The following is a 21,260-nucleotide window of genomic DNA, read 5'->3' on the forward strand; positions in this document are numbered from 1 at the left end:
CTCCCCGCAACTCGCCTCAAAACGCGGTTCGCGAGCGCAACGCGGCGGCCAGCGTGCCTTCGTCGAGATAATCGAGCTCGCCGCCGACCGGAACGCCATGCGCCAGCCGCGTCACCTTGATGTCGAAGCCGGAAAGCTGGTCGGTGAGGTAGTGCGCGGTGGTCTGGCCCTCGACCGTGGCGTTGACGGCGAGGATCACTTCCTTGACTTCGCCGCCGGCGACGCGATCGACCAGCGAACGGATGTTGAGCTCATCAGGACCTATGCCGTCGAGCGGCGACAGCGTACCGCCGAGCACATGGTAGCGCACGTTCATGGCAGTCGCCCGCTCCAGCGCCCATAGGTCGGCCACGTCCTCGACGACGATGAGCGTGGTGGGGTCGCGACGCGCGTCGGTGCAGATCATGCATGGGTCTGAGGTGTCGACGTTGCCGCAGGTCGAGCAGATGCGCACCTTGTCGACCGCCTCGCCCATGGCGGCGGCGAGCGGCGCCAGCAGCTGTTCCTTCTTCTTGATGAGGTGGAGCGCGGCGCGGCGTGCCGAACGCGGGCCAAGCCCCGGCACCTTGGCCAGCAACTGGATCAGGCGTTCGATCTCGGGACCGGCGATTCGCTTCGACATCGCACCGGTTTAGACCATGATCCCGAAAAGTGGAAACCGGTTTTCGGAAAAGATCATGGTCAAACAAGACGATAGAGCCCCATTCCGATCTATCGGAATGGATCAGGCTCTAGGATTTTTCAACGGGTTTTGGAACACTGCTGAGGCGCGGGATGTTCGATGCGCAAAGAGGCAATCGCTTTAGGTTTGTGCCGCCCCTCATTGCCCTGCCGGGCATTTCTCCCCGTATAGTGACGGGGAGAAAGGGCCGACCGTGACCCTCGGCACCCTTTTTTGCGACGCCGGAAATTGGCGAAATCCTTGGCAACAGCGTCCTTCTCCCCGTCACTATGCGGGAGAAGATGGCGGCAGCCAGATGAGCGGCGGCGACGTTGACCGTCTCAGTTTTCTTCCAGCGGCCGGGTCTGGCCGGCGATCATCGCGCCGATGGCGTCGGTGTTCTCGGGCGTCGCCTCGAACGACATTGTCGGCTCTGCCGGCGCTGCCTCGAAGGAGGTGACAGGCCGTGCGCTCGCGGTCCCACCGAAACGGGCCGCATCGGGCTCCTGCATTGGTTCTTGCAGTGCCACCAGCACCGGCTTCTCTTGGGTCGACTTCTCTTGGGCCGCCCCCTCCGGGGTCGCCATCCCGGCAGTCGCCCTTGTCTGCTTTGCCGGCTGCGATGCGGCGGCGGTCACATAGGTCGCCTTGGCGAACGTCGGCTTGGCGTCGCGCGCCGGCTCGGCCGAGGCGACAAGTATGGCCTGAGCGGCAGGCGCTTGCGACTTGGCCTGGGCCACGGCGACCACCGGCTCGTCCGGCAGCGGCTGCCAGTTGCGACCGCGTTTTTCGTAAAAGGCGTTGCCGCCGGCAACCATGGTGTAGTGCATGTTCTTGTAGGGGAAGCGCAGGCCGGCGGTGTGGAAGAACATCGTGTTCTTCAGCTTGGCTTTGCGCTCGCCCTTGAGCACCGCCGCGGCGGCTTCCTCGACATCGGGCATCGCCTTCGAATTCATCGGCCGCGTCATGACGCCCGGCGCGAATTGGCCGCGCTCGCCAACGACCTGGCAGATGGTGTTGCCATGCTTGCCGGACCGCAGCCGGTTCATCACCACCGTGCCGACCGCAATCATGCCGTCACGGCTCGACCGGTTGGACTCGAAGAACATTGCCCGCTCCAGGCACTCCTTTTCCTTCGGCGTGGAATTGTAGGAGCGCGAGCTCAGGAAACCCGGCGTAATGGCATCGGTCAGGCTGGACATGCCGTGCGAGGCGGTCTGACTGCAAGCGGCCAAAAACAGCGGCGAGATAACGACGCCGAGCCGCAACGGCGTCTTCCATCGGGTAGAGATCAACAGGCGTCCCCTCATTCTGCTGCCAGCCCGCCCCTGGTTGCGGCAAGAATGAGACACTTTCAGGCAAAAAGATGGCTAAAGCGTTATTAAGTGTGGGGAGTTGCCTAATAGACACAGCTGGCGGAAGAGCAAGCACTGGCTGCTGCACTCTTCGGCCATTGTAACGGCGCACCGATTGACTAGCCTTAGAAGGGCAGTTTCATTCCCGGCGGGATCGGCAGTCCCGCGGTCAGCGCCTTGGTCTTTTCCTGCATGGTTTGCTCGACCTTGGTCCTGGCGTCGTTGTGGGCAGCGAGAAGCAGATCCTCGAGAATCTCGACCTCGTCCTCCTTGAACAGCGACGGGTCGATCTTCAGCGACTTCATCTCGAATTTGCCGGTCAGCGTCACGCTGACCAGGCCGCCGCCGGCCTGTCCGGTGGCTTCCAGCGTGGCGATCTCATCCTGCATGGCCTGGAACTTGGCCTGCATTTCCTTTGCCTTGCCCATCAGGCCGAGAAGATCTTTCATCGCACGGTCCTTTGCAGTTGGTGCCGGTTGTTTCAGGTTTCGTCGTCGTCTGCCGGCGGCTCGACCGGCACTTCGCCCTCGGCCGCATCGGCCTCCGGCGCGTCGGGAATGCGCACGTCGATGATCTTGGCGCCGGGAAAGCGCGCCAGGATGGCGGCGACCGTCGGATCGCTCTTGGCATCGAGGAAGGCATTTTCGCGCTTTGTCGATTCCATCTCGGCCAAGGTCTGGCCGCCCTCTTCCTTCGACAGCGACACCAGCCAGTTGCGGCCGGTCCAGGCGCGCAATTTGGCGGTCAAATCGTTGAGCAGCATCTTCGGCGCATCGTCGGTCAGGCTGACGTCGATACGGCCGGGCTCGATGCGCACCAGGCGCACGCAACGCTTGACCAGCACCTTGAAGGCCATGTCGCGCTGGGCGTCGGCAAGGGCAATAATGTCGGCCAGCGATTTCACCGCCACCGGCGGCGCCTCGACCACCGGCTCCGGCGGAGCAACGAAATTGGTCGGCACCGGCTCGGGCTCGACCAGGCGCATCGACTGCGCGCCGCCATTGGCCGTCGGCATCCGCGTCTGCGCCACGGCACCGGCACCACCGCTTGCAGGCCCATGGCTTGCGGGGCCGGGGCTTGCGGGGCCGGGGCTTGCCGGCGCGCCATTCGCGCGCGGCGCGGAGCCGGGCAGCGAAACGCCGCTCTCCAGCGATCTCAGCGCCTCGTCCAGCGTCGGCAGGTCGGCGGCATGCGCCAACCGGATCAGCACCATCTCGGCGGCGCTGACTGGACGGTTGGAAGTCTGCACCTCGGGAATGCCTTTCAAAAGCATCTGCCATGTCCGCGACAGCACCTTGACCGACAGCGTCCTGGCGAAATCAGCGCCGCGCCGGCGCTCGTCCTCCGACAGCGAGGCGTCGTCGACAGCAGCCGGCACGAAGCGCAGACGGGTGACCAGATGGTTGAACTCGGCAAGGTCGGTCAGCACCGCGGCAGGATCGGCGCCGGTATCGTACTGGGCACGGAATTCGGCAAGCGCGGCGGCGACGTCGCCCTTCATGACATGTTCGAACAGGTCGACGATGCGGGCACGGTCGGCCAGGCCCAGCATGGCGCGGACCGCTTCGGCGCTGACCGCGCCGCCGCCATGGGCGATCGCCTGGTCGAGGATGGACTGCGCGTCACGCATCGAGCCTTCGGCCGCGCGGGCGATCATCGCCAGTGCATCGTCTTCGACTTCGATGCCCTCCAGACCCGCTATCCTGGCAAGGTCGGCCTTGATCATTGCCGCATCGATGCGCCTGAGGTCGAAACGCTGGCAGCGCGACAGGACGGTGATCGGCACCTTGCGGATTTCGGTGGTGGCGAAGATGAACTTGACGTGCGGCGGCGGCTCTTCCAGCGTCTTCAGCAGGCCGTTGAAGGCCTGGTTGGAAAGCATGTGCACTTCGTCGATGATGTAGACCTTGTAGCGCGCCGATACCGGGGCGTAGCGCACGCGTTCGATGATGTCCCTGATGTCGTCGATGCCGGTATGCGAGGCGGCGTCCATCTCGATGACGTCGACATGGCGGCCTTCCATGATCGCCTGGCAATGCTCGCCGAGCACGGCAAGGTCGACGGACGGCTGGTCGACGGTCGATGTTTTGTAGTTCAGGGCCCGCGCGAGTATGCGCGCGGTCGTCGTCTTGCCGACGCCGCGCACGCCGGTCAGCATCCACGCCTGGGCGATGCGGCCGGTGGCAAAGGCATTGGTCAAGGTGCGGACCATCGGCTCCTGGCCGATTAGCTCGGAGAAATTCGACGGTCGGTATTTGCGCGCCAGCACGCGATAGGCGGCAGGCTTGTCCGATTTCCCGGCGTCGTTTCCGGCTTCGCTCATTCGCCCGTTAAGCTCCAAGGGCTGCCACTGGAGGCGGCCGATTCCTGCGCATAGTTTCGCCCGCACGGCTTGGCGCCGTCAATGTCGGGGCAAAAGGCGAAGAGGCGGGAGGCTGGAACAATGACCCGTTCCGGGCTCGTTAGGGCTGCTTCCTTCCGGACCTGACCCGGTTGGCGAGTGGACCGTCCACCACCAACCTCCCAGCCTCCATATCGGCAATCCGGCGATGAAATGCAAGTGCGGATGATAGGACGTGAGCGACGGCGAAAGCTGAAAGCAAAAACCCGCCTCGGCGGGCGGGTCGTTGGCGCGAATAGTCACCATAGCGAGATTAGTAGCATAGCTGCCGGCACAAAGCAAGAACAAAATGTGGCTGCGGTCAAAATTGTCGACCTCGGCGGGGCAGCGCCAACCTGATGCAATGCCTTGGTCCTCGGTTCTTCGCGCACAATCAGCGCCACGACGGCCAATGTTGCTTGCTGCCCCTTGCGGCCCCCCGGTAGCCGCTCTAGCGTCGATAAAGTTCAAAAAACGTCAAAATGCGAGGGAAACGCCGATGCTGCCGGGCCTCAAGGCCGGATTCACGCTTGATGCTCAGCTGGAAGCCGACAGCGAACAGCTGATGTGGCTCGGCCTGTGCGAATTGCGCGTCATGAACGACCGCCGCTGGCCGTGGCTGCTGCTGGTGCCGCAGCGGCCGGGCATCGAGGAAATCCACGACATGACGCCGCTCGACCAGGCGATGCTGACCTTCGAGACCAACATGGTGGCGCTGGCGCTGAAGCGGGTGACCGGCTGCACCAAGATCAACACCGGCGCGCTCGGCAACATCGTGCGGCAGTTGCACGTGCATGTTATCGCGCGCTCGGAAGGCGATCCCGGCTGGCCCGGCCCGGTGTGGGGGCACGGCCTGCGCGAGCCCTACCAGCGCTCCGACCTTCGCAAGTTTGCGGAAAAGATCAAGGCAGCGCTATAAGCCTCTCCCGTGTCCATCTTGAACCTCCCGAGTCCGCATGAGCTTTAGCCTGTTTGATGCGCCCTTGCGCGAGCCGAGCCAGTTCGTCGGCTTCGCCGGCAACATCATCGACCGGCAATCCGAAAACCGCGCCGACGATTCCGTCGAAAAGGCGCTCGCCGATCCGACGACTCGGCTTTTGCTGATGCATGGCGGCCGGCTCTATCTGAAGCTTGCGCAAGACGCATTCGATCCCTGGTTCGGCGTGGCCGAAAGCCGGCCGCTCGAGGCATCGCTCGAAAACGGCGTCCTGCTCGGTTTTTCCGAAAGTGGCCCGGTGCTGGCGGTGCCGGCCGCGGTCGAGCCCGAGCAGCTTCCCGAGACGATCAAGGCGATCGACTATCGCTCGGTCTATATGCAGGGGCTGATCGACGAAGCGGCGGCCGGCGCGCTGGCGCAAGGGGCGGCGCTGCTCGCCTGGCATGCCAGCCATCGCTTCTGCAGCAAATGCGGCACCGAAGCCGAGATGCGGGCCGGCGGCTACAAGCGGCATTGCCCGGCCTGCGGTACGGAGCACTTTCCGCGCACCGACCCGGTGGCGATCATGCTGACGGCGACGCGCGAAAAATGCCTGCTCGGCCGCGGCCGGCATTTCGGGCCCGGCATGTATTCGGCGCTCGCCGGTTTCATCGAGCCGGGCGAGACGATCGAGGCGGCGGTGCGCCGCGAAACGCTGGAGGAAGCCGGCATCCGGCTCGGCCGCGTCGTCTACCACGCCAGCCAGCCCTGGCCGTTTCCCTATTCGCTGATGATCGGCTGCTTCGGCGAACCGCTCAACGACGACATCCACCCCGACCTCAACGAGCTGGAAGACTGCCGCTGGTTCTTGCGCGACGAGGTGCTGTCGATGCTGGCCAGGGAACATCCGGGCGGCCTGGTGACGCCGCCGAAAGGGGCGATCGCCTATAACCTGATCCGCGCCTGGGCCGACAGCGCGTGACACGAAGACATCGCAGGAGCAAAAAATGATCCGTCACACCGTCGTGTTCACGCTAAAACACCCGCCACACTCGCTTGAGGAAAAAAGGTTCCTCGCCGATGCCAAGAGGATCCTCACGGCGATAAAGGGCGTCACGCATTTCGAGCAGTTGCGGCAGGTCAGCCCCAAGAACGAGTACCGCTTCGGCTTCTCGATGGAGTTCGCCGATCAGCGGGCTTACTCCGGCTACAACGATCATCCCGACCACGTCGCCTTCGTCCGCGACCGCTGGATCCCCGAGGTCGAGGCGTTTATGGAGATCGACTACGTGCCGCTCGGCTGGGGCTGAGACGGGGAAGCGGCGCTCCAAAAAATCAATACCCCGCGTCGCGGTCCACCACATTTTCCAGCGCTTCGCCGCGCTCGAAGGCGTCCATCTGGCGCAGCATGATCGGCGCCAGGTGGACCGGATCGGAAGTTGCCGCCGCATGCGGCGTCACGAACACTTTAGGATGGTTCCATAGTGGGCTGGTCTTCGGCAGCGGCTCGACCTCGAACACGTCGAGGCTGGCTTCCTTCAGCGTGCCGTCGTCCAGCGCGCGCAAAATGTCGGCGTCCTTCTGCAGCCTGCCGCGCCCGGCATTGATCAGCACCGAGCCGCCGAGACCGTTGCGCTTGCGTAGCTCCTTCAGCACGCCGTGGTTGACGATGCCGTGCGTCTGCGGCGTCAGCGGCAGAAGCACCACCAGGATGTCGGTAGCGTTGAGGAACGGGATCAGGCCGGCCTCGCCCGCATAAGTCGAGACACCTTGCATCGGCCGATCGCTGCGCGACCAGCCATTGACCGGAAAGCCGAGCGACAACAGCACCGACGCCGCCGCGCGGCCGAGCGTGCCGAGCCCCATAATGCCGACCGAGATGTCGCTGGCCGGCCGCTGCTGCGGTTCGTGCCAGATCTTCTTCTGCTGCTGGGCGCGGTAGAGCATGCCCTGGCGATGGTGGTCGAGCACCCGCCAGACGACGTATTCGGTCATGTACTGGGTCAGGTTGTCGGCCACCACCTTGACGACCGGAACGTCGGGCAAGGTGGGATCGGCGAAGATGTGGTCGACGCCGGCGCCGATCGAGAAGATGGCGCGCAGATTGGGCAGCGACGACAACAGGTTCGGCCGCTGTTTCCACACCACCGCATAGGTGATCGACGGATCGGCGGCGCCATTCGGCTCGAGCACCACTTCGCGCTCCGCCGACAGCAGTTCGCGCCAGCGCAGCGGATGAATACCGGTGAGGGCAAGCAGGATGCGGCCTTTTTCCATTGCGGATTGTTTTTCCTTTTTACCAACAGCGTTCGCGTCCCGACGTGCAAGGGCGCGGCAGCGTTTTGATTTTGTGCATGATCTCTGGCGAAAATCTACTCGCTAACGATGCCGACCGGCGCCGTTTCGATCTTGAAGGCGGCCGAGATCAACGCCTTTGTATAGTCGGTCCGCGGGTTGCCAAAAATCTGTTCGGAAGGTCCGGCTTCGACGATCCTGCCATTGCGCATGACGATGACTTCATTGGCGAGCGCGCGGATGACCCTCAGATCGTGGCTGATGAAGAGATAGGCGAGGTCGTGCTTGGCCTGCAGGCTGCGCAAGAGGTCGACGACCTGCGCCTGCACGCTCATGTCGAGCGCCGAGGTCGGCTCGTCCAGCATGACGAAGCGCGGGTTGAGCACCATGGCGCGCGCGATGGCGACGCGCTGGCGCTGGCCGCCGGAGAATTCGTGCGGATAGCGGTTGCGCGTCGCCGGATCGAGGCCGACTTCCTGCAGCACGTCGACGACACGCTCGTCGCGCGCATCGGGCGACAGTTTCGGCTCGTGGATCTTCAACCCTTCCTCGATGATCTCGGCGACCGACATGCGCGGGCTGAGCGAGCCGAACGGATCCTGGAAGACGATCTGCAGTTCGCGCCGCAGCGGCCGCATTTCGTTGAAGGATAGCTGATCGATGCCGCGTCCGTTGAACTGGATATTCCCGGTCGACGAGATCATCCTGGCCAGCGCCAGGCCGAGCGTCGTCTTGCCTGAGCCGGATTCGCCGACGACGCCAAGCGTCTGACCGGCCCGCACGGTGACGTCGATGCCGTCGACCGCCTTCACATTGTCGACGGTGCGCCGGAAGAAACCCTTCTTGATCGGAAACCAGACCTTGACGTCGTTGCCGACCATCACCGGCTTGGCGGCCTGGTTGGCCGCCGGCGGCTTGCCTTTCGGCTCGGCGGCAAGCAGATGCCGCGTGTAGGCGTGCTGCGGATTGGCGAATATCTCCTTGGTCGGGCCGGTCTCGACGATCTTGCCCTTGGTCATCACGCAGACCCGGTCGGCGATCTTCCTGACGATGCCGAGATCGTGGGTGATGAACAGCATCGACATGTTCTTGCGGCTTTTCAGGCCGGCGAGCAATTCGAGGATCTGCGCCTGGACGGTGACGTCGAGCGCCGTCGTCGGCTCGTCGGCGATCAACAGTTCAGGCTCGTTGGCCAGCGCCATGGCGATCATGACGCGCTGGCGCTGGCCGCCGGAAAGCTGGTGCGGATAGGCGTCGAGCCGTTTCTCCGGTTCGCGGATGCCGACCTCGTGCAGAAGTTCCAGCGTGCGCGCCTTGGCGGTGCGATCCCCCAGGCCCTGGTGCAATTTCAGCACCTCGACGATCTGCTGCTCGATCGTGTGCAGCGGGTTGAGCGAAGTCATCGGCTCCTGGAAGATCATGGTGATCTTGTTGCCGCGCACACGGCGCAAGTCTCTCTCGTCCGTGGCCAGCAGGTCGGCGCCGAGGAACAGGATCTTTCCCGAGGGGTGGCTGGCGGTCGGATAGGGCAGCAGCTTCAGCACCGACAGCGCGGTGACCGACTTGCCGGAGCCGGATTCGCCGACCAGCGCCACCGTCTCGCCCTTGGCGAGGTCGAAGGAAATATGGTCGACGGCGATCGACTGGTTGCCGCCTTGCGTGAAGGCGACGCTGAGGTCTTGTATGGAAAGGAGAGGGGCGGTCATGGCTCAACTTCCGCGACAACCCTGTCCAAGGCGGAAATTTCCTGTCGCATGATCGAAATTTTGACTGCCATTTGAGGGGGGACGAGACGATTTGGTGCGATAGAATAGGTCTCTTTCAATCTCGTGTCCGCGGTCTGCTTTCTGCCGTCGTGCAGTGAAATGAGCTGAAGCAGTTTTTTTGCAAGCGCATCGTTGTTTTCAAAGGCATAGATGAAAATGTTGGTGTCGACATAAAGCCGGACTGCAGCCATCAATCCTCCCACTCATCGCGGAGGGCACGAACACGCGCGACAGCCTCGTCGAGGCTTGTTCCCGGCGCGTTGGCCTGAGCATTCCGCATGAGTTCAAGCAATTGTTCGCGGCCAAGAGGCCTGTTGGCCTCCTCTTCCACTGTCACTTTGACCGAGGCGCTCGGAGCTATGCCCCTTCGCAGTTCATCCGGGAGCTTCGATGCCGGGTAGTGTTCAAGGATGACCCTATTCATAACCCTTTCCTTCCCCGACGTGCGGCTTGACGGACTGAACCGACGCCAACACCGTCATGGGTCCGGGTTCGCTCGATATCGGCCGGAATATAACATGCCGAATGCCAGCCCGCATCGCTCTCATCTGAACGTCTTGCGCGGATCGAAAGCGTCGCGGGTGGCCTCGCCGACGAAGACCAGCAGCGACAGCATCAGCGAGATGACGACGAAGCCGGAAATGCCGAGCCATGGCGCGTTGAGATTGCGCTGTGCCTGCTTCAACAACTCGCCGAGCGAGGCGGAGCCGGGCGGCAGGCCGAAGCCGAGATAGTCGAGCGAGGTCAGCGTCGAAATCGAGCCGCTAAGCAGGAAGGGCAAGAAGGTCAGCGTCGCCACCATGGCATTGGGCAGCAGATGCCGAAACATGATGGTGATGTTGGACACGCCAAGCGCGCGCGCCGCGTTGACATATTCGAAATTGCGGGCGCGCAGGAACTCGGCCCTTACCACGCCGACCAGTGCCACCCAGGAAAACAGCAGCATCAATCCGAGCAGGATGAAGAAGCCGGGCGGCAGGATGGCGGCGACGATCAAGAGCAGATACAGCACCGGGATGGCCGACCAGATCTCGATGAAGCGCTGGAACAGAAGGTCGGTCCAGCCGCCGAAATAGCCCTGCAAGGCGCCGGCCGCCACGCCGATCAGCGCCGAGCCGGCAGTCAGGACCAGGCCAAACAGCACCGAGACCCTGAATCCGTAGATGACGCGCGCCAGCACGTCGCGGGCCTGGTCGTCGGTGCCCAGCCAGTTCCAGTTGCCGACGTTGCAGTTGGGGTCCGCTTCGCCTTTCGGATACTGGTTGCAGCGCGTCTTCTTGTCGTAGAGCCAGGATGGCTTGGTCGGTGCTGCTTCGGGAATGGCATTGTTGACGGTCTGGTAGGAGTAGCGCACCGGTGGCCAGATCATCCAGCCATTGGCGTCGATCTCGTCCTGGATGACCGGGTCGCGGTAGTCGGTGACCGCATAGAAGCCGCCGAATTTCTCCTCGGGATAGGCGACCAGGACCGGAAACAGGATCTCGCCCTTGTAGGAGGCGATGATTGGCCTGTCGTTGGCGATCAGTTCGGAAACCAGCGACAGCACGAACAGGAACAGGAATATCCACAACGACCAGTAGCCGCGCCGGTTGGACTTGAAGTTCTGCAGGCGCCGCTGGTTGAGCGGCGACAGAAAGGGCCGCGCGATCCGAGGCGGCGCCGTTTCGGCTGTGGCCTGCGCCATCAGACGTCTCTCCGCTCGAAGTCGATGCGCGGATCGACCCAGGTATAGATCAGATCGGACAGCAGCCCAACGAACAGGCCAAGCAGCGAGAAGATGTAGAGATTGGCGAAGACCACCGGATAATCGCGCTGCACCACCGAGTTGAAGCCGAGCAGACCGAGGCCGTCGAGCGAAAAGATGTTCTCGATCAGCAGCGAGCCGGTGAAGAAGGCCGAGATGAAGGCGCCGGGAAAACCGGCGATGACGATCAGCATGGCGTTGCGGAAGACGTGGCCGTAGAGCACCTGCCGCTCCGACAGGCCCTTGGCGCGGGCGGTGACGACATATTGCTTGCGGATTTCCTCGAGGAAGGAATTCTTGGTCAAAAGCGTCGTCGTGGCGAAGGCCGACAATACCAGCGCGGTCAGCGGCAAGGTCATATGCCAGAAATAGTCGACGATCCGCGCCGGCCACGACAGCTGGTCCCAATTGTCGGAGGTGATGCCGCGCAGCGGAAACCAGTCCCAGAACGAGCCGCCGGCAAACAGCACCATCAGCAAGATGCCGAACAGGAAGCCGGGAATGGCGTAGCCGACGATGACGACGCCGCTGGTCCAGACGTCGAAGGTGGAGCCGTCCTTGACCGCCTTGCGGATGCCGAGCGGGATCGAGATCAGGTAGGACAAAAGCGTGATCCACAGCCCGATCGAGATCGACACCGGCATCTTTTCCAGGATCAGGTCGAGCACCGATATGTCACGGAAATAGCTGTCGCCGAAATCGAAGCGGAGATAGTTCCACAGCATCATGCCGAAGCGCTCGAGCGGCGGCTTGTCGAAGCCGAACTGCTTCTCCAGCTTCTTGATGAATTCCGGATCGAGCCCTTGCGCGCCGCGGTATTTCGAGCCGACGTCGCCGGCGACGTCGACATTGCCGCCGCCGGCATCGCCGCCGCCGCCGCCGAGGCGATCGCTGCCGCCCTGGTTCGTCAGCCTGGCAATGACCTGCTCGACCGGCCCGCCAGGCGCGAACTGGATGACGGCGAAGGACACCGCCATGATGCCGAACAGCGTCGGGATCATCAGCAGGATGCGGCGCAGTATATAGGCGCCCATCAGGCTCTCTGCCTCGCTTGTGCGAAAATCTCAGGCTTTGCCAATCTTTGCCGCCTTGTCTTTGTCGAACCACCACAACGTCTCGACCGGGAAGTCGTAATCCGGCTTTTGAGCGGGAATGCCGAACATGTCCCAGAACGCCGCTCGGTGATTCGCCAGGTCATATGTTGGAATCCAGTCTAGCCGTGCGCGCAAGGCCCGATCGAGCGCCTTGAGCGCGGTGACGAGCTCGATCCGGCTCTGTGCCTTGCCGGCTGCCTCGATCAGCGCGTCGATGGCTTTGCTTTCCGTACCCGGATAGTTGCGCATCCCCGGCGTCTTCGCCATCTGCGAATCGTAGAGTATCTCGAGGCCGTCGGCGGTGGGCGTCGCCCCGATCGACCATCGGAGAAGGTTGAAATCGAAATCGTAGTTGCTTTGCCGCGCTTCGAATTGCGTCGAATCGACCTGCCGGATCGAAGCATCGATGCCGATCGCCTTCATATTCTCGGACCACGGGGCGAAGATGCGAACGAGGCCCTCGTCCTCGGCCAGCATTTCCACCTGCAGTCGCTCGCCTTTGTCGTTGACGACGAATTTGCCCGCTCGCTTCCAGTTGGCTTCGGCAAGCAATCTCGACGCCTCGCGCAGCAGCTTGCGGTCATGGCCAGAACCGTCGGAGACAGGTTGTATCACCGGTTCGCCGAAGGTCTCCGGCGGCAACTCGGCTCGAAACGGCTCCAGCAGTTTCAATTCCTGGGGCGAGGGCAGGCCCTCGGCCTTGTAATCCGATCGTTCGAAGTTCGATTGCGAGCGATCGTAGGAGCCGAAAAACAGCACCCGTTTGGTCCATTCGAAGTCGAAGCAATAGGCGATTGCGCGTCTCACGCGTATGTCGCGGAATTGCGGCCGGCGCTGGTTCAGCGCGACAGCCTGCATGGATGGCGATTTCTCGCCGGGAAATTCCCGTTTGACGACCCTGCCGTCCTTCAGCGCAGGAAAGTCGTAACCGGTCGCCCATACCCGCGCGGTACCTTCCTCGCGAAAATGCGTGTCCCCTTTCTTGAACGCTTCAAACGCTGCCTGGCGGTCAAGATAAAAATCGATACGGATGCGGTCGAAATTATTAAGCCCGCGGTTCACGGCCAGATCGCGGCCCCAATAGTCGGCGACGCGTTCATATTCGACAGTCTGCCCGGCCACCACCCGTCCCACCCTGTATGGTCCGGAGCTAAGCGGTGGGGTTAACGTCGAGGCGTCGAAATCATTGGCGGTGTAGAAGGCCTTCGACACGATCGGCATAACGGCGATCGCGAGGATATTCTGCGCGGACTGTTTGCCGTTGAAGGTGAGATTGACCGTAAGCGGATCGATTGCGACCGCATCCGTCATATGCCGCAGCGCTTGGGAAAGGTTCGGATGCCCCCGGTCCTTGTAGAGATTCAAGGCGAAGGCAATGTCTTCGGCGGTCAGCGGCGAGCCATCGTGGAAGCGCGCTTGTGGCCGCATGCTGAAGCGGTAGCCGTTGCGGTCCTGCGACAAGGTAACGGATTCGGCAAGCAGACCGTAGACCGCATCCGGCTCATCGACTGCCCTCGCCATCAGCGTATCGAAACAGAGCTCGGTGCGCGGCGGCGAATCCCCCTTCAGCACCAGCGAGTTCAACGTGTTGAAAGTAAGAAAGCTCTGATTGAGGGTAGCGTTCGGCGGGGCGAAATTCATCCGGCCGCCCTTGGGCGCGTCCGGATTGACATAGTCGAAATGCGCGAAATCCGGTCCGTATTTGAGATCGCCGAAGGCCGACAGGCCGTGCAGTTTCACGCCGGTTGGGATCGCGGCGAAAGCCCGCCCGGGCAGCAGCGCTGCGGCCGCGGCGGCACCGCCCAGGGCGAGGAAGTCGCGACGGGGCAGCACCGTCATCAATTGCCACTCTTGTATTTGGCCGCCAGCGCCTTTTCCTTGACCGGATCGATCCACCAGGAATTCTGGTCGACGCCGCTATAGGCGGGCTGCTTTTCCGGCATACCGAACTTGTTCCAATAGGCGAGCCAGACCACGGCGCGGTAATATTGCGGCACGACGTAGAAGTTCCACAACAGCACCCGGTCGAGCGCATGGGTGGCGGCAACGAGATCGTCGCGGTCGGTGGCATAGATGATCCGGTCGACCAGCGCATCGACGACCGGATTCTTGATGCCGGCGTAATTGCGCGATCCCGGCGAATCGGCGGCCTTGGAGCTCCAGAAATCGCGCTGTTCATTACCGGGAGAGTCCGACTGGCCGAGTATCGAAGTGACCACGTCAAAGTCGAAATGGGTGACGCGGTTGATATACTGGGTCTGATCGATCAGGCGCAGCGTCGCGTCGACGCCGATTTTGCGCAGATTGGCGATGTACGGGCTGGCGATGACCTGGTCGGTGTCGTTCCAGCCGAGGATTTCGAATTTGAACGGTTCGCCGGTCTTGGCGTTGACCATCTTGCCGCCCTTGATCACCCAGCCTGCCTTGGCGAACAGATCGACCGCGGTCTTCAGGTATTTGCGCTCCGCCTGCGGGCTGTCGTAGACCGGCAGCTTGAATTCCTGGGTGAAGAGTTCGGGCGGCAGCTTGTCACGGTACTGCTCCAGGATTTCGAGTTCCTTGCCTTGCGGCAGGCCGCTCGACGCCAGTTCCGTGCCCTGGAAATAGCTGCTGGTGCGGGTATTGGAACCGAAGAACAGGGTCCGGTTCATCGTCTCGAAGTCGAACGGGTACATCAAGGCGGCGCGCACCAGGCGATCTTGGAACAGCGGGCGCCTGGTGTTGAGCATGAAGGCCTGCATCGGTTCGGGCGACGCGGTCTTGAATTCCTTCTTGATGACGTCGCCGGCCTGGACTGCCGGGAAATTATAGGCCGTGTTCCAGCGCCTCGAACTGTTCTCCGGCTTGATGTCGTCCAAGCCGCCCTTGGTGAAGGCCTGCCAGGCGGCATTGTCGTCGAGAAAATAGGTGAAACGCTGGCTGTCGGAATTCTCGCGGCCGATCTTCACCGGCAGCTTGGCCGCCCAGTAGTCGGGCACGCGCTGCCAGACGATTTCCGAGCCCGGCTTGAAGCTGGCGATCTTGTAGGCGGCCGAGCCGAGTGGCGGCTCCAACGTCGATTTGGTGACGTCGCGCTTCTTGCCATTGGCGTCGGTACCTTCCCACCAGTGCTTGGGCAATACGACGAGATCGCCGAGAATCTTGGGCAGTTCGCGGTTGCCCTTCTGGTTGAAATGGAACTCGACCTCGCGGTCGGAGATGGCGACCGCGTCGGTGACGTTTTCGAAATAGCGGCTATATTGCGGGCTGTTGGCCTTCAGCACCTGGAACGACCAGATCACGTCGTCGGTGGTGATCGGCTGGCCGTCATGCCATTTCGCCCGCGGGTCGAGCCGGTAGGTCGCTGAGGAATAGTCGGCCGGATATTTGTAGGCGTCGGCGATCAGCGGATGGCTGGTGCTGCCCTCGTCGGTCGCCTGCTCCATCAGCGTGTCGTAGAGCAGGCCGCCGCCGAACTGCGCGAAGCCGGCAGCCGGCGACCCCTGCACGATGTAGGGATTGAAGCTGTCGAACGTACCAAGCACCACGGAATTCAGCGTGCCGCCCTTGGGTGCATCCGGATTGACGTAATCGTAGTGCTGGAAATTATCGCCATATTTGGATTCGCCGATCAGCGACGAGGTCGTGCGCCATTCGTCCGCTAAGGCCGCCTGCAGGCCGCCGGCAAAGGCAGCCAGCATCAGCACCGATTTCAGAAGCGTCCGCGCTCGGCCAACCGTCATGCGTTCTCCTCTTCGCGATATAGCGCCGTCACCATAAGCGTCTGGGCCCAATCTAGATCATTTGGCGCCACTGAAAACCGCAACCGAGCGGCTTTGTCGTCGCATATGCATTTTTCCTAACGAAAAAGCCGGGCTGAACCCGGCTTTTTCAAGGATTATGTCATTACAGTTTTGTTATTTTGAGGGTGCGGCCGGAGCGGCTGGCGCCGCGCCTTCTGCCGGCTTGGCAGGGGCTGCACCTTCGGCCGGCTTGGCGGGCGCGTTTTCGGCCGAGGCGCCGGGCGCCGGCAGCGGCTTCGGATTGTCCGACAGCGTACGCAGATAGGCGATGACGTTGGCGCGGTCCTCATCTTTCGGCAGGCCGGCGAAACCCATCGCGGTGCCCTTCACGAACTTCTTCGGCGAGGTGATGAAGTGATTGAGGTTGTCGTAGGTCCACTTCTCGGCGCCGCCCTTGGAAAACTCCTTCATGCCGGCCGAATAGGCAAAGCCCTCATGCTCGGCGACCGGACGGTCGATAATGTCCCAGAGATCGGGGCCGACCTTGTTGGGGCCGCCCTTTTCACCGGAGTGGCAAGCCTGGCATTTCTTGAAGATGGCGGCGCCCGCTTCGGCGTTGGCGGTGGCCAGCAGTTCGGCAATCGGCTTGGCCTCCGCGGCGGGAGCGGCCGGGCCGCCTTCGGCGGGCTCGGTCGCCTCGATGGCAAAGCCGGGCTTTTCCGGCGCCGGCGAGGCAAACAGCGCGTCGGACACGATGCCAACGGAAAAGACAATGAACACCGTGCCGAGGAAAGCGGCGAGCAGCTTGTTGACTTCGTTGGAATCCATACGCCCCAGGCTCCCTTTTCCGGCGGACCGATCCGTCCACTCCGTCCGTCGGTATCGTGAACCACCCTGCGAGGCGGTCAAATCGCGCGGAAACTAGGTCTTTTGCTCCGGCGTTGCAACACCTATAAGGGCGCTGCCAGTGAGACCTTTTGCCACTTTTGTCCTCCTCTTTTTCGAGCCCCTGCCCGCCTCATGTCCACCCTCATCCTGATCCCGGCCCGCATGGCCTCGACCCGCCTGCCGGGCAAGCCGCTGGCCAACATCGCCGGCACTCCGATGATCGTCCACGTCGCCCGCCGTGCTGCCGAGGCCGGGCTCGGCCGGGTCGTCGTCGCCACCGATACGCAAGGCGTCGCGGAGGCGGTGCGCGCGCATGGTTTCGAGGCGGTGATGACGCGGGCGGACCACGAAACCGGCTCCGACCGCATCTTCGAAGCGCTGACCATTCTCGACCCTGGCAACAGCGTCGAGACCATCGTCAATGTGCAGGGAGATCTGCCAACCATCGACCCCCTTGTTATCGGCGCCGCGCTGAAGCCTTTCGAAAACGCCGCGGTCGATATCGCCACGCTCTGCGTCGAGATCGTCCGCGACGAGGAAAAGACCAATCCGAACGTCGTCAAGCTGGTCGGCTCGCCACTCTCGGCGACGCGGCTCAGGGCGCTCTATTTCACCCGCGCCACCGCCCCCTGGGGCGAAGGCCCGCTCTACCATCATATCGGCCTCTATGCCTATCGCCGCGCCGCACTCGAACGCTTCGTTGCGTTGAGGCCGTCGCCGCTGGAGCGCCGCGAGCGGCTGGAGCAGTTGCGGGCGCTCGAGGCCGGCATGCGCATTGATGCGGAGATCGTGCAGTCGGTGCCGCTTGGCGTCGATACGCCGGACGATCTCGAACGCGCTAGGGCACTCCTTTCCAACTAAGAAATTCTTCCCCCAATTCCCGAGACTCTGCGCATGCCTGAAAAGACCAACAAAATATCCTTCCAGGGCGAGCCGGGCGCCAATTCCGACACCGCCTGCCGCAACATGTTCCCGTCGATGGAGCCGTTGCCGTGCCCGACCTTCGAGGACGCCTTCAACGCGGTCGAGACCGGCAAGGCCGATCTGGCGATGATCCCGATCGAGAACACCATTGCTGGCCGCGTCGCCGACATCCATCACCTCTTGCCGGAATCGAAGCTGCACATCATCGGCGAATATTTCCTGCCGATCCACTTCCAGCTGATGGTGCTGCCCGGCGTCAGGCGCGACGAGATCAGGACCGTGCACAGCCACATCCACGCGCTCGGCCAATGCCGCAAATACATCCGCAAGAACGGCTGGAAGGCGACGGTTGCCGGCGACACGGCGGGCGCCGCCAAGATGGTCGCCGCGATGAAGGACCGCACCATGGCCGCGCTGGCGCCGGCGCTGGCCTCGACCCTCTACGGGCTCGACATCATCGAAGAGAATGTCGAGGACACCGACAGCAACGTCACCCGCTTCGTCGTGCTGACAAAGAACAAGCAATGGGCCGAACGCCCCTCGGCCGACGCCAAGATGATGACGACCTTCATCTTCCGCGTCCGCAACGTGCCGGCGGCGCTCTACAAGGCGATGGGCGGCTTCGCCACCAACGGCATCAACATGACCAAGCTGGAAAGCTACCAGCTCGGCGCGTTTACGGCGACGCTGTTCTACGCCGACATAGAGGGCCATCCCGACGATCCGCTGGTGAAGCTGGCACTCGACGAGTTGCGGTTTTTCTCGCGCGAAATGCGCATCCTCGGCGTCTATCCCGCCAGCGCCTCACGCGAGCAATGGAAGGTGGCGGATTAGGATCCGGTCAGGTCAGGCCGAGCTTGTTCTGCCTGGCCGGCTTGCCGCATTCGCGGCGGCTGATCGACCGGTTCATGGCGTCGATCTTGCCGCTTGCCTGGTCGGCGTCACGTTTGGCTTTTGAGCGCATGTCCGGCGTGAACGGGCCGAAGCCCGTCGCCGGGTTGGAGAAGGACGGCTTGGCGTCCACCGGCAAATGATATTGCTGCGCCAGGCCGTTTCGTTGCGCCAGCAATTGGTCGCAAGGCACCTTGTCATATAGCAGCGAGGACTGGACGTTTTCGTCCTGCCGTTCGGACATCGAATTGCCGACGCAGCCGGCCATCGCCAGGCAAGATGCCAAGACCATCATGTTCCAGCGCATGAACGTGCTCCTTGTCTTTCGCAGCTGCCGCCTCTCATGCACAGCGGCAGAAATCTTAGCCAGATTTTACGCTGCCGGAAAGCAAGCTTGCCACCACGGCCAACCCTTCGACCGGTTCGCGGCGATCCTGCCGGATAATCGTTGCCTGCAGCGACAGGACCGAAAAGCCGTTGGCGTCCAGAACCCGCTCTACATAGCTTTGCGAATGCGCATAGCGGCGCGACGGCTGCAAGGCGAAATCGCCGCTGCCAGATAGGTCGCCGCCGGAGAGCGTCTCGACGGAGAACGCAAACAGACCGCCGCCGGCAAGCATTCCGGCAATCTTGTTCACCACCCTGTCGAGTGCGCCGAGATAGATGAACACATCGGCCACCATCACCAGATCGGCTTTCGGGCCAGAATAGCAAAAATCCTGCAGGTCCGTCTTGACGAGCAGATCGTAGACGCCTTTGGCGCGCGCTTGCCTGAGCATGCCGGCCGAGATGTCGTAACCCTCCAGCCGATCGGCGATCGGCCGCAGTCTCTGGCCCATGAGGCCGGTGCCGCAGCCGAGATCGAGCGCCAGCGAAAACCGGCCCGGCCGCGCTGCCCGGATGGCGCGGTCGAGGCATTCGGGGAGACGATAGCCGAGCCTGTCGACCAGCTCACCCTCGAAGCTCCCGGCATAGTGGTCGTACAGCGTCTCGACAAAGGCGCTGGGCGGCGCCGGGGCGGCCGCTGCCCTACCGATCAATTGCAGCTTGAGCACCGCGCCGAGCCTGTCCGCCGGGTCCAGCCGCAGTGCCGTCGTCCAGGCCTGCGCGGCGAGATCGGGCGCGCCCGCCGCCTCCTGCATCTCACCGAGGCGGAACCAGCCGGCCGGCCATTGCGGCGCCAGTTCGAGCGCGCCGAGCAGCAATTCCGACGCTGCCGCATGATCGCCGGACGCATGGAGCATTTCGGCATAGTCGGCGCGGCGGTCGGCGGTCGGATCGCCGGACGAAGTCTGGAGCGGTTTCATGGCGATCAGGTTCCGCCGGTGTTTTGCGGCCGGCCTGCGCTCTATGCTGGAGTCAGCAGTGACTTACAACAGGCTTCCCGCGCCGGAATTAGCGCCTATCTTGGGGCCATGCGCGCCAGCGACCTGCTTCATCCCCGGCCGGAAGGGCTGTATTGCCCGCCCGGCGATTTCTTCATCGACCCGGTGCGGCCGGTCAACCGGGCGCTGATCACACATGGCCATTCCGACCATGCCCGCTCCGGCCACCGCTCGGTGATGGCGACGCAGCAGACGCTCGACATCATGGGGCTGCGCTACGGCGAAGATTTTGCCGGAACGACGCAAGCCGCCGTGCTCGGCGAGACGATCACGCTCGACGGCGTCACCGTCAGCTTTCACCCGGCTGGCCATGTGCTGGGCTCGGCGCAGATCAAGGTCGCGCATCAGGGCACATGCATCGTCGCGTCCGGCGACTATAAGCGCCAGAAGGACGCGACCTGCGAGCCGTTCGAGCCACTCAAATGCGACGTCTTCATCACCGAGGCGACGTTCGGCCTGCCGGTGTTCCGCCATCCGCCCGATAGCGAAGAGATCGCCCGGTTGCTGAAATCGACCGAGCAGTTTCCCGAACGCACGCATCTGGTCGGCGCCTATGCGCTTGGCAAGGCGCAGCGCGTCATGCGCCTGCTGCGCGATGCCGGCTACGAAAAGCCGATCTACATCCATGGCGCGCTGGCCAAGCTCAGCGAGTATTTCCAGAGCCAGGACATCGATCTCGGCACACTGGAACCGGCGACCGTCGAGAGCGGCGCGAAAAGCGACTTTGCCGGCGCCATCGTCGTCGGCCCGCCATCCGCGTTCGCCGATCGCTGGGCGCGGCGTTTTCCCGATCCGATGTCGTGCTTCGCCTCAGGCTGGATGCGCATCCGCCAGCGCGCCAAACAGGGCGGCGTCGAGCTGCCGCTGATCATCTCCGATCACTCCGACTGGGACGAGCTGACAGCGACGATCAAGGAGACCGGCGCCGAGGAAATCTGGGTGACGCATGGCCGCGAGGAGGCGCTGGTGCGCTGGTGCGAACTCGAAGGCATCGCCGCCAGGCCGCTGCATCTGGTTGGCTATGAGGACGAGGGCGATTGATGGTGGAAATCGCCGGTATGGCGTTCTGTCGCGCCCCCCTCTGGCCTGCCGGCCATCTCCCCCACGAGGGGGGAGATCGGCAGCTTTGGCGCCGCGCTCGTTCCCTCAACGCTGGAGATTGGCGAAACCAGTGGCGACATCCAATCTCCCCCCTCGTGGGGGAGATGTCCGGCAGGACAGAGGGGCGCGCGAAGGATC

21 protein-coding genes and 1 other RNA gene are annotated in these 21,260 nt (G+C 63.1%); 6 read left to right on the forward strand and 16 right to left on the reverse strand.

What is annotated here, in order from left to right:
• Positions 1–16 precede the first annotated feature (16 nt).
• The 5 genes from recR to ffs all read right to left on the reverse strand — a co-directional run bounded on the left by recR (position 17) and on the right by ffs (position 4,540).
• Positions 17–622 (reverse strand): recombination mediator RecR, encoded by a 606-nt coding sequence (gene recR, locus NKG95_RS15965; protein ID WP_023719591.1) that lies wholly within the window; start codon positions 620–622, stop codon positions 17–19.
• A 380-nt stretch (positions 623–1,002) separates the two neighbouring features.
• Positions 1,003–1,956 carry a cell wall hydrolase gene (locus NKG95_RS15970; protein WP_352918012.1) on the reverse strand — a complete coding sequence of 318 codons (954 nt, stop codon included), beginning with the start codon at positions 1,954–1,956 and terminating at the stop codon, positions 1,003–1,005.
• A 185-nt stretch (positions 1,957–2,141) separates the two neighbouring features.
• Entirely contained in the window at positions 2,142–2,465 is a 324-nt protein-coding gene (locus NKG95_RS15975) for a YbaB/EbfC family nucleoid-associated protein (RefSeq protein ID WP_023719593.1), read from the reverse strand.
• A gap of 32 nt (positions 2,466–2,497) precedes the next feature.
• Positions 2,498–4,339, reverse strand: a complete 1,842-nt coding sequence (locus tag NKG95_RS15980; protein WP_353041440.1) for a DNA polymerase III subunit gamma/tau — start codon at positions 4,337–4,339, stop codon at positions 2,498–2,500.
• 104 nt (positions 4,340–4,443) lie between these two features.
• Positions 4,444–4,540, reverse strand: an RNA gene (ffs, locus tag NKG95_RS15985) — signal recognition particle sRNA small type.
• A gap of 355 nt (positions 4,541–4,895) precedes the next feature.
• Between ffs and NKG95_RS15990 the strand changes: the two genes are divergently transcribed.
• The 3 genes from NKG95_RS15990 to NKG95_RS16000 are packed head-to-tail and all read left to right on the forward strand — an operon-like array spanning position 4,896 to position 6,622.
• Positions 4,896–5,315 carry an HIT family protein gene (locus tag NKG95_RS15990; protein WP_023676868.1) on the forward strand — a complete coding sequence of 140 codons (420 nt, stop codon included), beginning with the start codon at positions 4,896–4,898 and terminating at the stop codon, positions 5,313–5,315.
• Between the two features lie 37 nt (positions 5,316–5,352).
• On the forward strand, positions 5,353–6,294 hold the full coding sequence (gene nudC / locus NKG95_RS15995) for an NAD(+) diphosphatase (protein WP_353041442.1): 942 nt from the start codon (positions 5,353–5,355) through the stop codon (positions 6,292–6,294).
• Positions 6,295–6,319: 25 nt separating this feature from the next.
• A complete protein-coding gene (locus tag NKG95_RS16000) occupies positions 6,320–6,622 on the forward strand; it encodes a Dabb family protein (RefSeq protein WP_352483257.1) in 303 nt (100 codons plus the stop codon).
• Between the two features lie 25 nt (positions 6,623–6,647).
• Here the strand turns inward: NKG95_RS16000 and NKG95_RS16005 are convergent, their stop codons facing one another.
• The 9 genes from NKG95_RS16005 to NKG95_RS16045 form a co-directional block, all read right to left on the reverse strand.
• Entirely contained in the window at positions 6,648–7,589 is a 942-nt protein-coding gene (locus NKG95_RS16005; protein ID WP_352493750.1) for a 2-hydroxyacid dehydrogenase, read from the reverse strand.
• A gap of 95 nt (positions 7,590–7,684) precedes the next feature.
• On the reverse strand, positions 7,685–9,313 hold the full coding sequence (locus tag NKG95_RS16010) for an ABC transporter ATP-binding protein (protein ID WP_023717838.1): 1,629 nt from the start codon (positions 9,311–9,313) through the stop codon (positions 7,685–7,687).
• Entirely contained in the window at positions 9,310–9,564 is a 255-nt protein-coding gene (locus NKG95_RS16015; RefSeq protein ID WP_353041444.1) for a hypothetical protein, read from the reverse strand. The genes NKG95_RS16010 and NKG95_RS16015 overlap by 4 nt, the downstream gene beginning before the upstream one ends.
• Positions 9,564–9,797 carry a hypothetical protein gene (locus tag NKG95_RS16020; protein WP_353020336.1) on the reverse strand — a complete coding sequence of 78 codons (234 nt, stop codon included), beginning with the start codon at positions 9,795–9,797 and terminating at the stop codon, positions 9,564–9,566. The genes NKG95_RS16015 and NKG95_RS16020 overlap by 1 nt, the downstream gene beginning before the upstream one ends.
• Positions 9,798–9,917: 120 nt before the next feature.
• Positions 9,918–11,057 carry an ABC transporter permease gene (locus tag NKG95_RS16025; protein WP_352590825.1) on the reverse strand — a complete coding sequence of 380 codons (1,140 nt, stop codon included), beginning with the start codon at positions 11,055–11,057 and terminating at the stop codon, positions 9,918–9,920.
• Complete coding sequence (locus tag NKG95_RS16030) at positions 11,057–12,151, reverse strand: microcin C ABC transporter permease YejB (RefSeq protein ID WP_352522742.1); 1,095 nt, start codon at positions 12,149–12,151, stop codon at positions 11,057–11,059. Before NKG95_RS16030 ends, NKG95_RS16025 begins: the two co-directional genes overlap by 1 nt.
• 30 nt (positions 12,152–12,181) lie before the next feature.
• Entirely contained in the window at positions 12,182–14,050 is a 1,869-nt protein-coding gene (locus tag NKG95_RS16035) for an extracellular solute-binding protein (RefSeq protein ID WP_353041447.1), read from the reverse strand.
• Complete coding sequence (locus NKG95_RS16040) at positions 14,050–15,933, reverse strand: extracellular solute-binding protein (RefSeq protein ID WP_353041449.1); 1,884 nt, start codon at positions 15,931–15,933, stop codon at positions 14,050–14,052. Before NKG95_RS16040 ends, NKG95_RS16035 begins: the two co-directional genes overlap by 1 nt.
• A 174-nt stretch (positions 15,934–16,107) precedes the next feature.
• Positions 16,108–16,761 (reverse strand): c-type cytochrome, encoded by a 654-nt coding sequence (locus tag NKG95_RS16045; RefSeq protein ID WP_353041451.1) that lies wholly within the window; start codon positions 16,759–16,761, stop codon positions 16,108–16,110.
• A gap of 192 nt (positions 16,762–16,953) precedes the next feature.
• Between NKG95_RS16045 and NKG95_RS16050 the strand changes: the two genes are divergently transcribed.
• Both NKG95_RS16050 and NKG95_RS16055 read left to right on the forward strand, forming a co-directional pair.
• Positions 16,954–17,682 (forward strand): 3-deoxy-manno-octulosonate cytidylyltransferase, encoded by a 729-nt coding sequence (locus NKG95_RS16050; protein ID WP_353041453.1) that lies wholly within the window; start codon positions 16,954–16,956, stop codon positions 17,680–17,682.
• A 33-nt stretch (positions 17,683–17,715) separates the two neighbouring features.
• Positions 17,716–18,579, forward strand: coding sequence for a prephenate dehydratase (locus tag NKG95_RS16055; protein ID WP_352548789.1), 864 nt, complete (start codon positions 17,716–17,718; stop codon positions 18,577–18,579).
• Between the two features lie 7 nt (positions 18,580–18,586).
• On the opposite strand, the gene NKG95_RS16060 is transcribed toward NKG95_RS16055, so the two are convergent.
• Positions 18,587–18,943: a hypothetical protein gene (locus tag NKG95_RS16060; RefSeq protein ID WP_352548791.1), complete on the reverse strand. Its 357-nt coding sequence runs from the start codon at positions 18,941–18,943 to the stop codon at positions 18,587–18,589.
• A gap of 55 nt (positions 18,944–18,998) precedes the next feature.
• Positions 18,999–19,943: a class I SAM-dependent methyltransferase gene (locus NKG95_RS16065; RefSeq protein WP_353041455.1), complete on the reverse strand. Its 945-nt coding sequence runs from the start codon at positions 19,941–19,943 to the stop codon at positions 18,999–19,001.
• 108 nt (positions 19,944–20,051) lie between these two features.
• Here NKG95_RS16065 and NKG95_RS16070 point away from each other — a divergent pair, with 108 nt between their 5' ends.
• Complete coding sequence (locus NKG95_RS16070) at positions 20,052–21,062, forward strand: ligase-associated DNA damage response exonuclease (protein ID WP_352857398.1); 1,011 nt, start codon at positions 20,052–20,054, stop codon at positions 21,060–21,062.
• Positions 21,063–21,260: the final 198 nt, after the last annotated feature.

Source organism: Mesorhizobium sp. M1423 (assembly GCF_040317575.1).
GTDB lineage: Bacteria > Pseudomonadota > Alphaproteobacteria > Rhizobiales > Rhizobiaceae > Mesorhizobium.

Bases quoted from the DNA above. Each gene is read 5' to 3' on its own strand.
- recR (WP_023719591.1), bottom strand. From the start codon at position 622: ATGTCGAAGCGAATCGCCGGTCCCGAGATCGAACGCCTGATCCAGTTG.
- NKG95_RS15975 (WP_023719593.1), bottom strand. From the start codon at position 2,465: ATGAAAGATCTTCTCGGCCTGATGGGCAAGGCAAAGGAAATGCAGGCC.
- NKG95_RS15980 (WP_353041440.1), bottom strand. From the start codon at position 4,339: ATGAGCGAAGCCGGAAACGACGCCGGGAAATCGGACAAGCCTGCCGCC.
- NKG95_RS15990 (WP_023676868.1), top strand. From the start codon at position 4,896: ATGCTGCCGGGCCTCAAGGCCGGATTCACGCTTGATGCTCAGCTGGAA.
- nudC (WP_353041442.1), top strand. From the start codon at position 5,353: ATGAGCTTTAGCCTGTTTGATGCGCCCTTGCGCGAGCCGAGCCAGTTC.
- NKG95_RS16000 (WP_352483257.1), top strand. From the start codon at position 6,320: ATGATCCGTCACACCGTCGTGTTCACGCTAAAACACCCGCCACACTCG.
- NKG95_RS16005 (WP_352493750.1), bottom strand. From the start codon at position 7,589: ATGGAAAAAGGCCGCATCCTGCTTGCCCTCACCGGTATTCATCCGCTG.
- NKG95_RS16010 (WP_023717838.1), bottom strand. From the start codon at position 9,313: ATGACCGCCCCTCTCCTTTCCATACAAGACCTCAGCGTCGCCTTCACG.
- NKG95_RS16015 (WP_353041444.1), bottom strand. From the start codon at position 9,564: ATGGCTGCAGTCCGGCTTTATGTCGACACCAACATTTTCATCTATGCC.
- NKG95_RS16020 (WP_353020336.1), bottom strand. From the start codon at position 9,797: ATGAATAGGGTCATCCTTGAACACTACCCGGCATCGAAGCTCCCGGAT.
- NKG95_RS16025 (WP_352590825.1), bottom strand. From the start codon at position 11,057: ATGGCGCAGGCCACAGCCGAAACGGCGCCGCCTCGGATCGCGCGGCCC.
- NKG95_RS16030 (WP_352522742.1), bottom strand. From the start codon at position 12,151: ATGGGCGCCTATATACTGCGCCGCATCCTGCTGATGATCCCGACGCTG.
- NKG95_RS16035 (WP_353041447.1), bottom strand. From the start codon at position 14,050: ATGACGGTGCTGCCCCGTCGCGACTTCCTCGCCCTGGGCGGTGCCGCC.
- NKG95_RS16040 (WP_353041449.1), bottom strand. From the start codon at position 15,933: ATGACGGTTGGCCGAGCGCGGACGCTTCTGAAATCGGTGCTGATGCTG.
- NKG95_RS16045 (WP_353041451.1), bottom strand. From the start codon at position 16,761: ATGGATTCCAACGAAGTCAACAAGCTGCTCGCCGCTTTCCTCGGCACG.
- NKG95_RS16050 (WP_353041453.1), top strand. From the start codon at position 16,954: ATGTCCACCCTCATCCTGATCCCGGCCCGCATGGCCTCGACCCGCCTG.
- NKG95_RS16055 (WP_352548789.1), top strand. From the start codon at position 17,716: ATGCCTGAAAAGACCAACAAAATATCCTTCCAGGGCGAGCCGGGCGCC.
- NKG95_RS16060 (WP_352548791.1), bottom strand. From the start codon at position 18,943: ATGCGCTGGAACATGATGGTCTTGGCATCTTGCCTGGCGATGGCCGGC.
- NKG95_RS16065 (WP_353041455.1), bottom strand. From the start codon at position 19,943: ATGAAACCGCTCCAGACTTCGTCCGGCGATCCGACCGCCGACCGCCGC.
- NKG95_RS16070 (WP_352857398.1), top strand. From the start codon at position 20,052: ATGCGCGCCAGCGACCTGCTTCATCCCCGGCCGGAAGGGCTGTATTGC.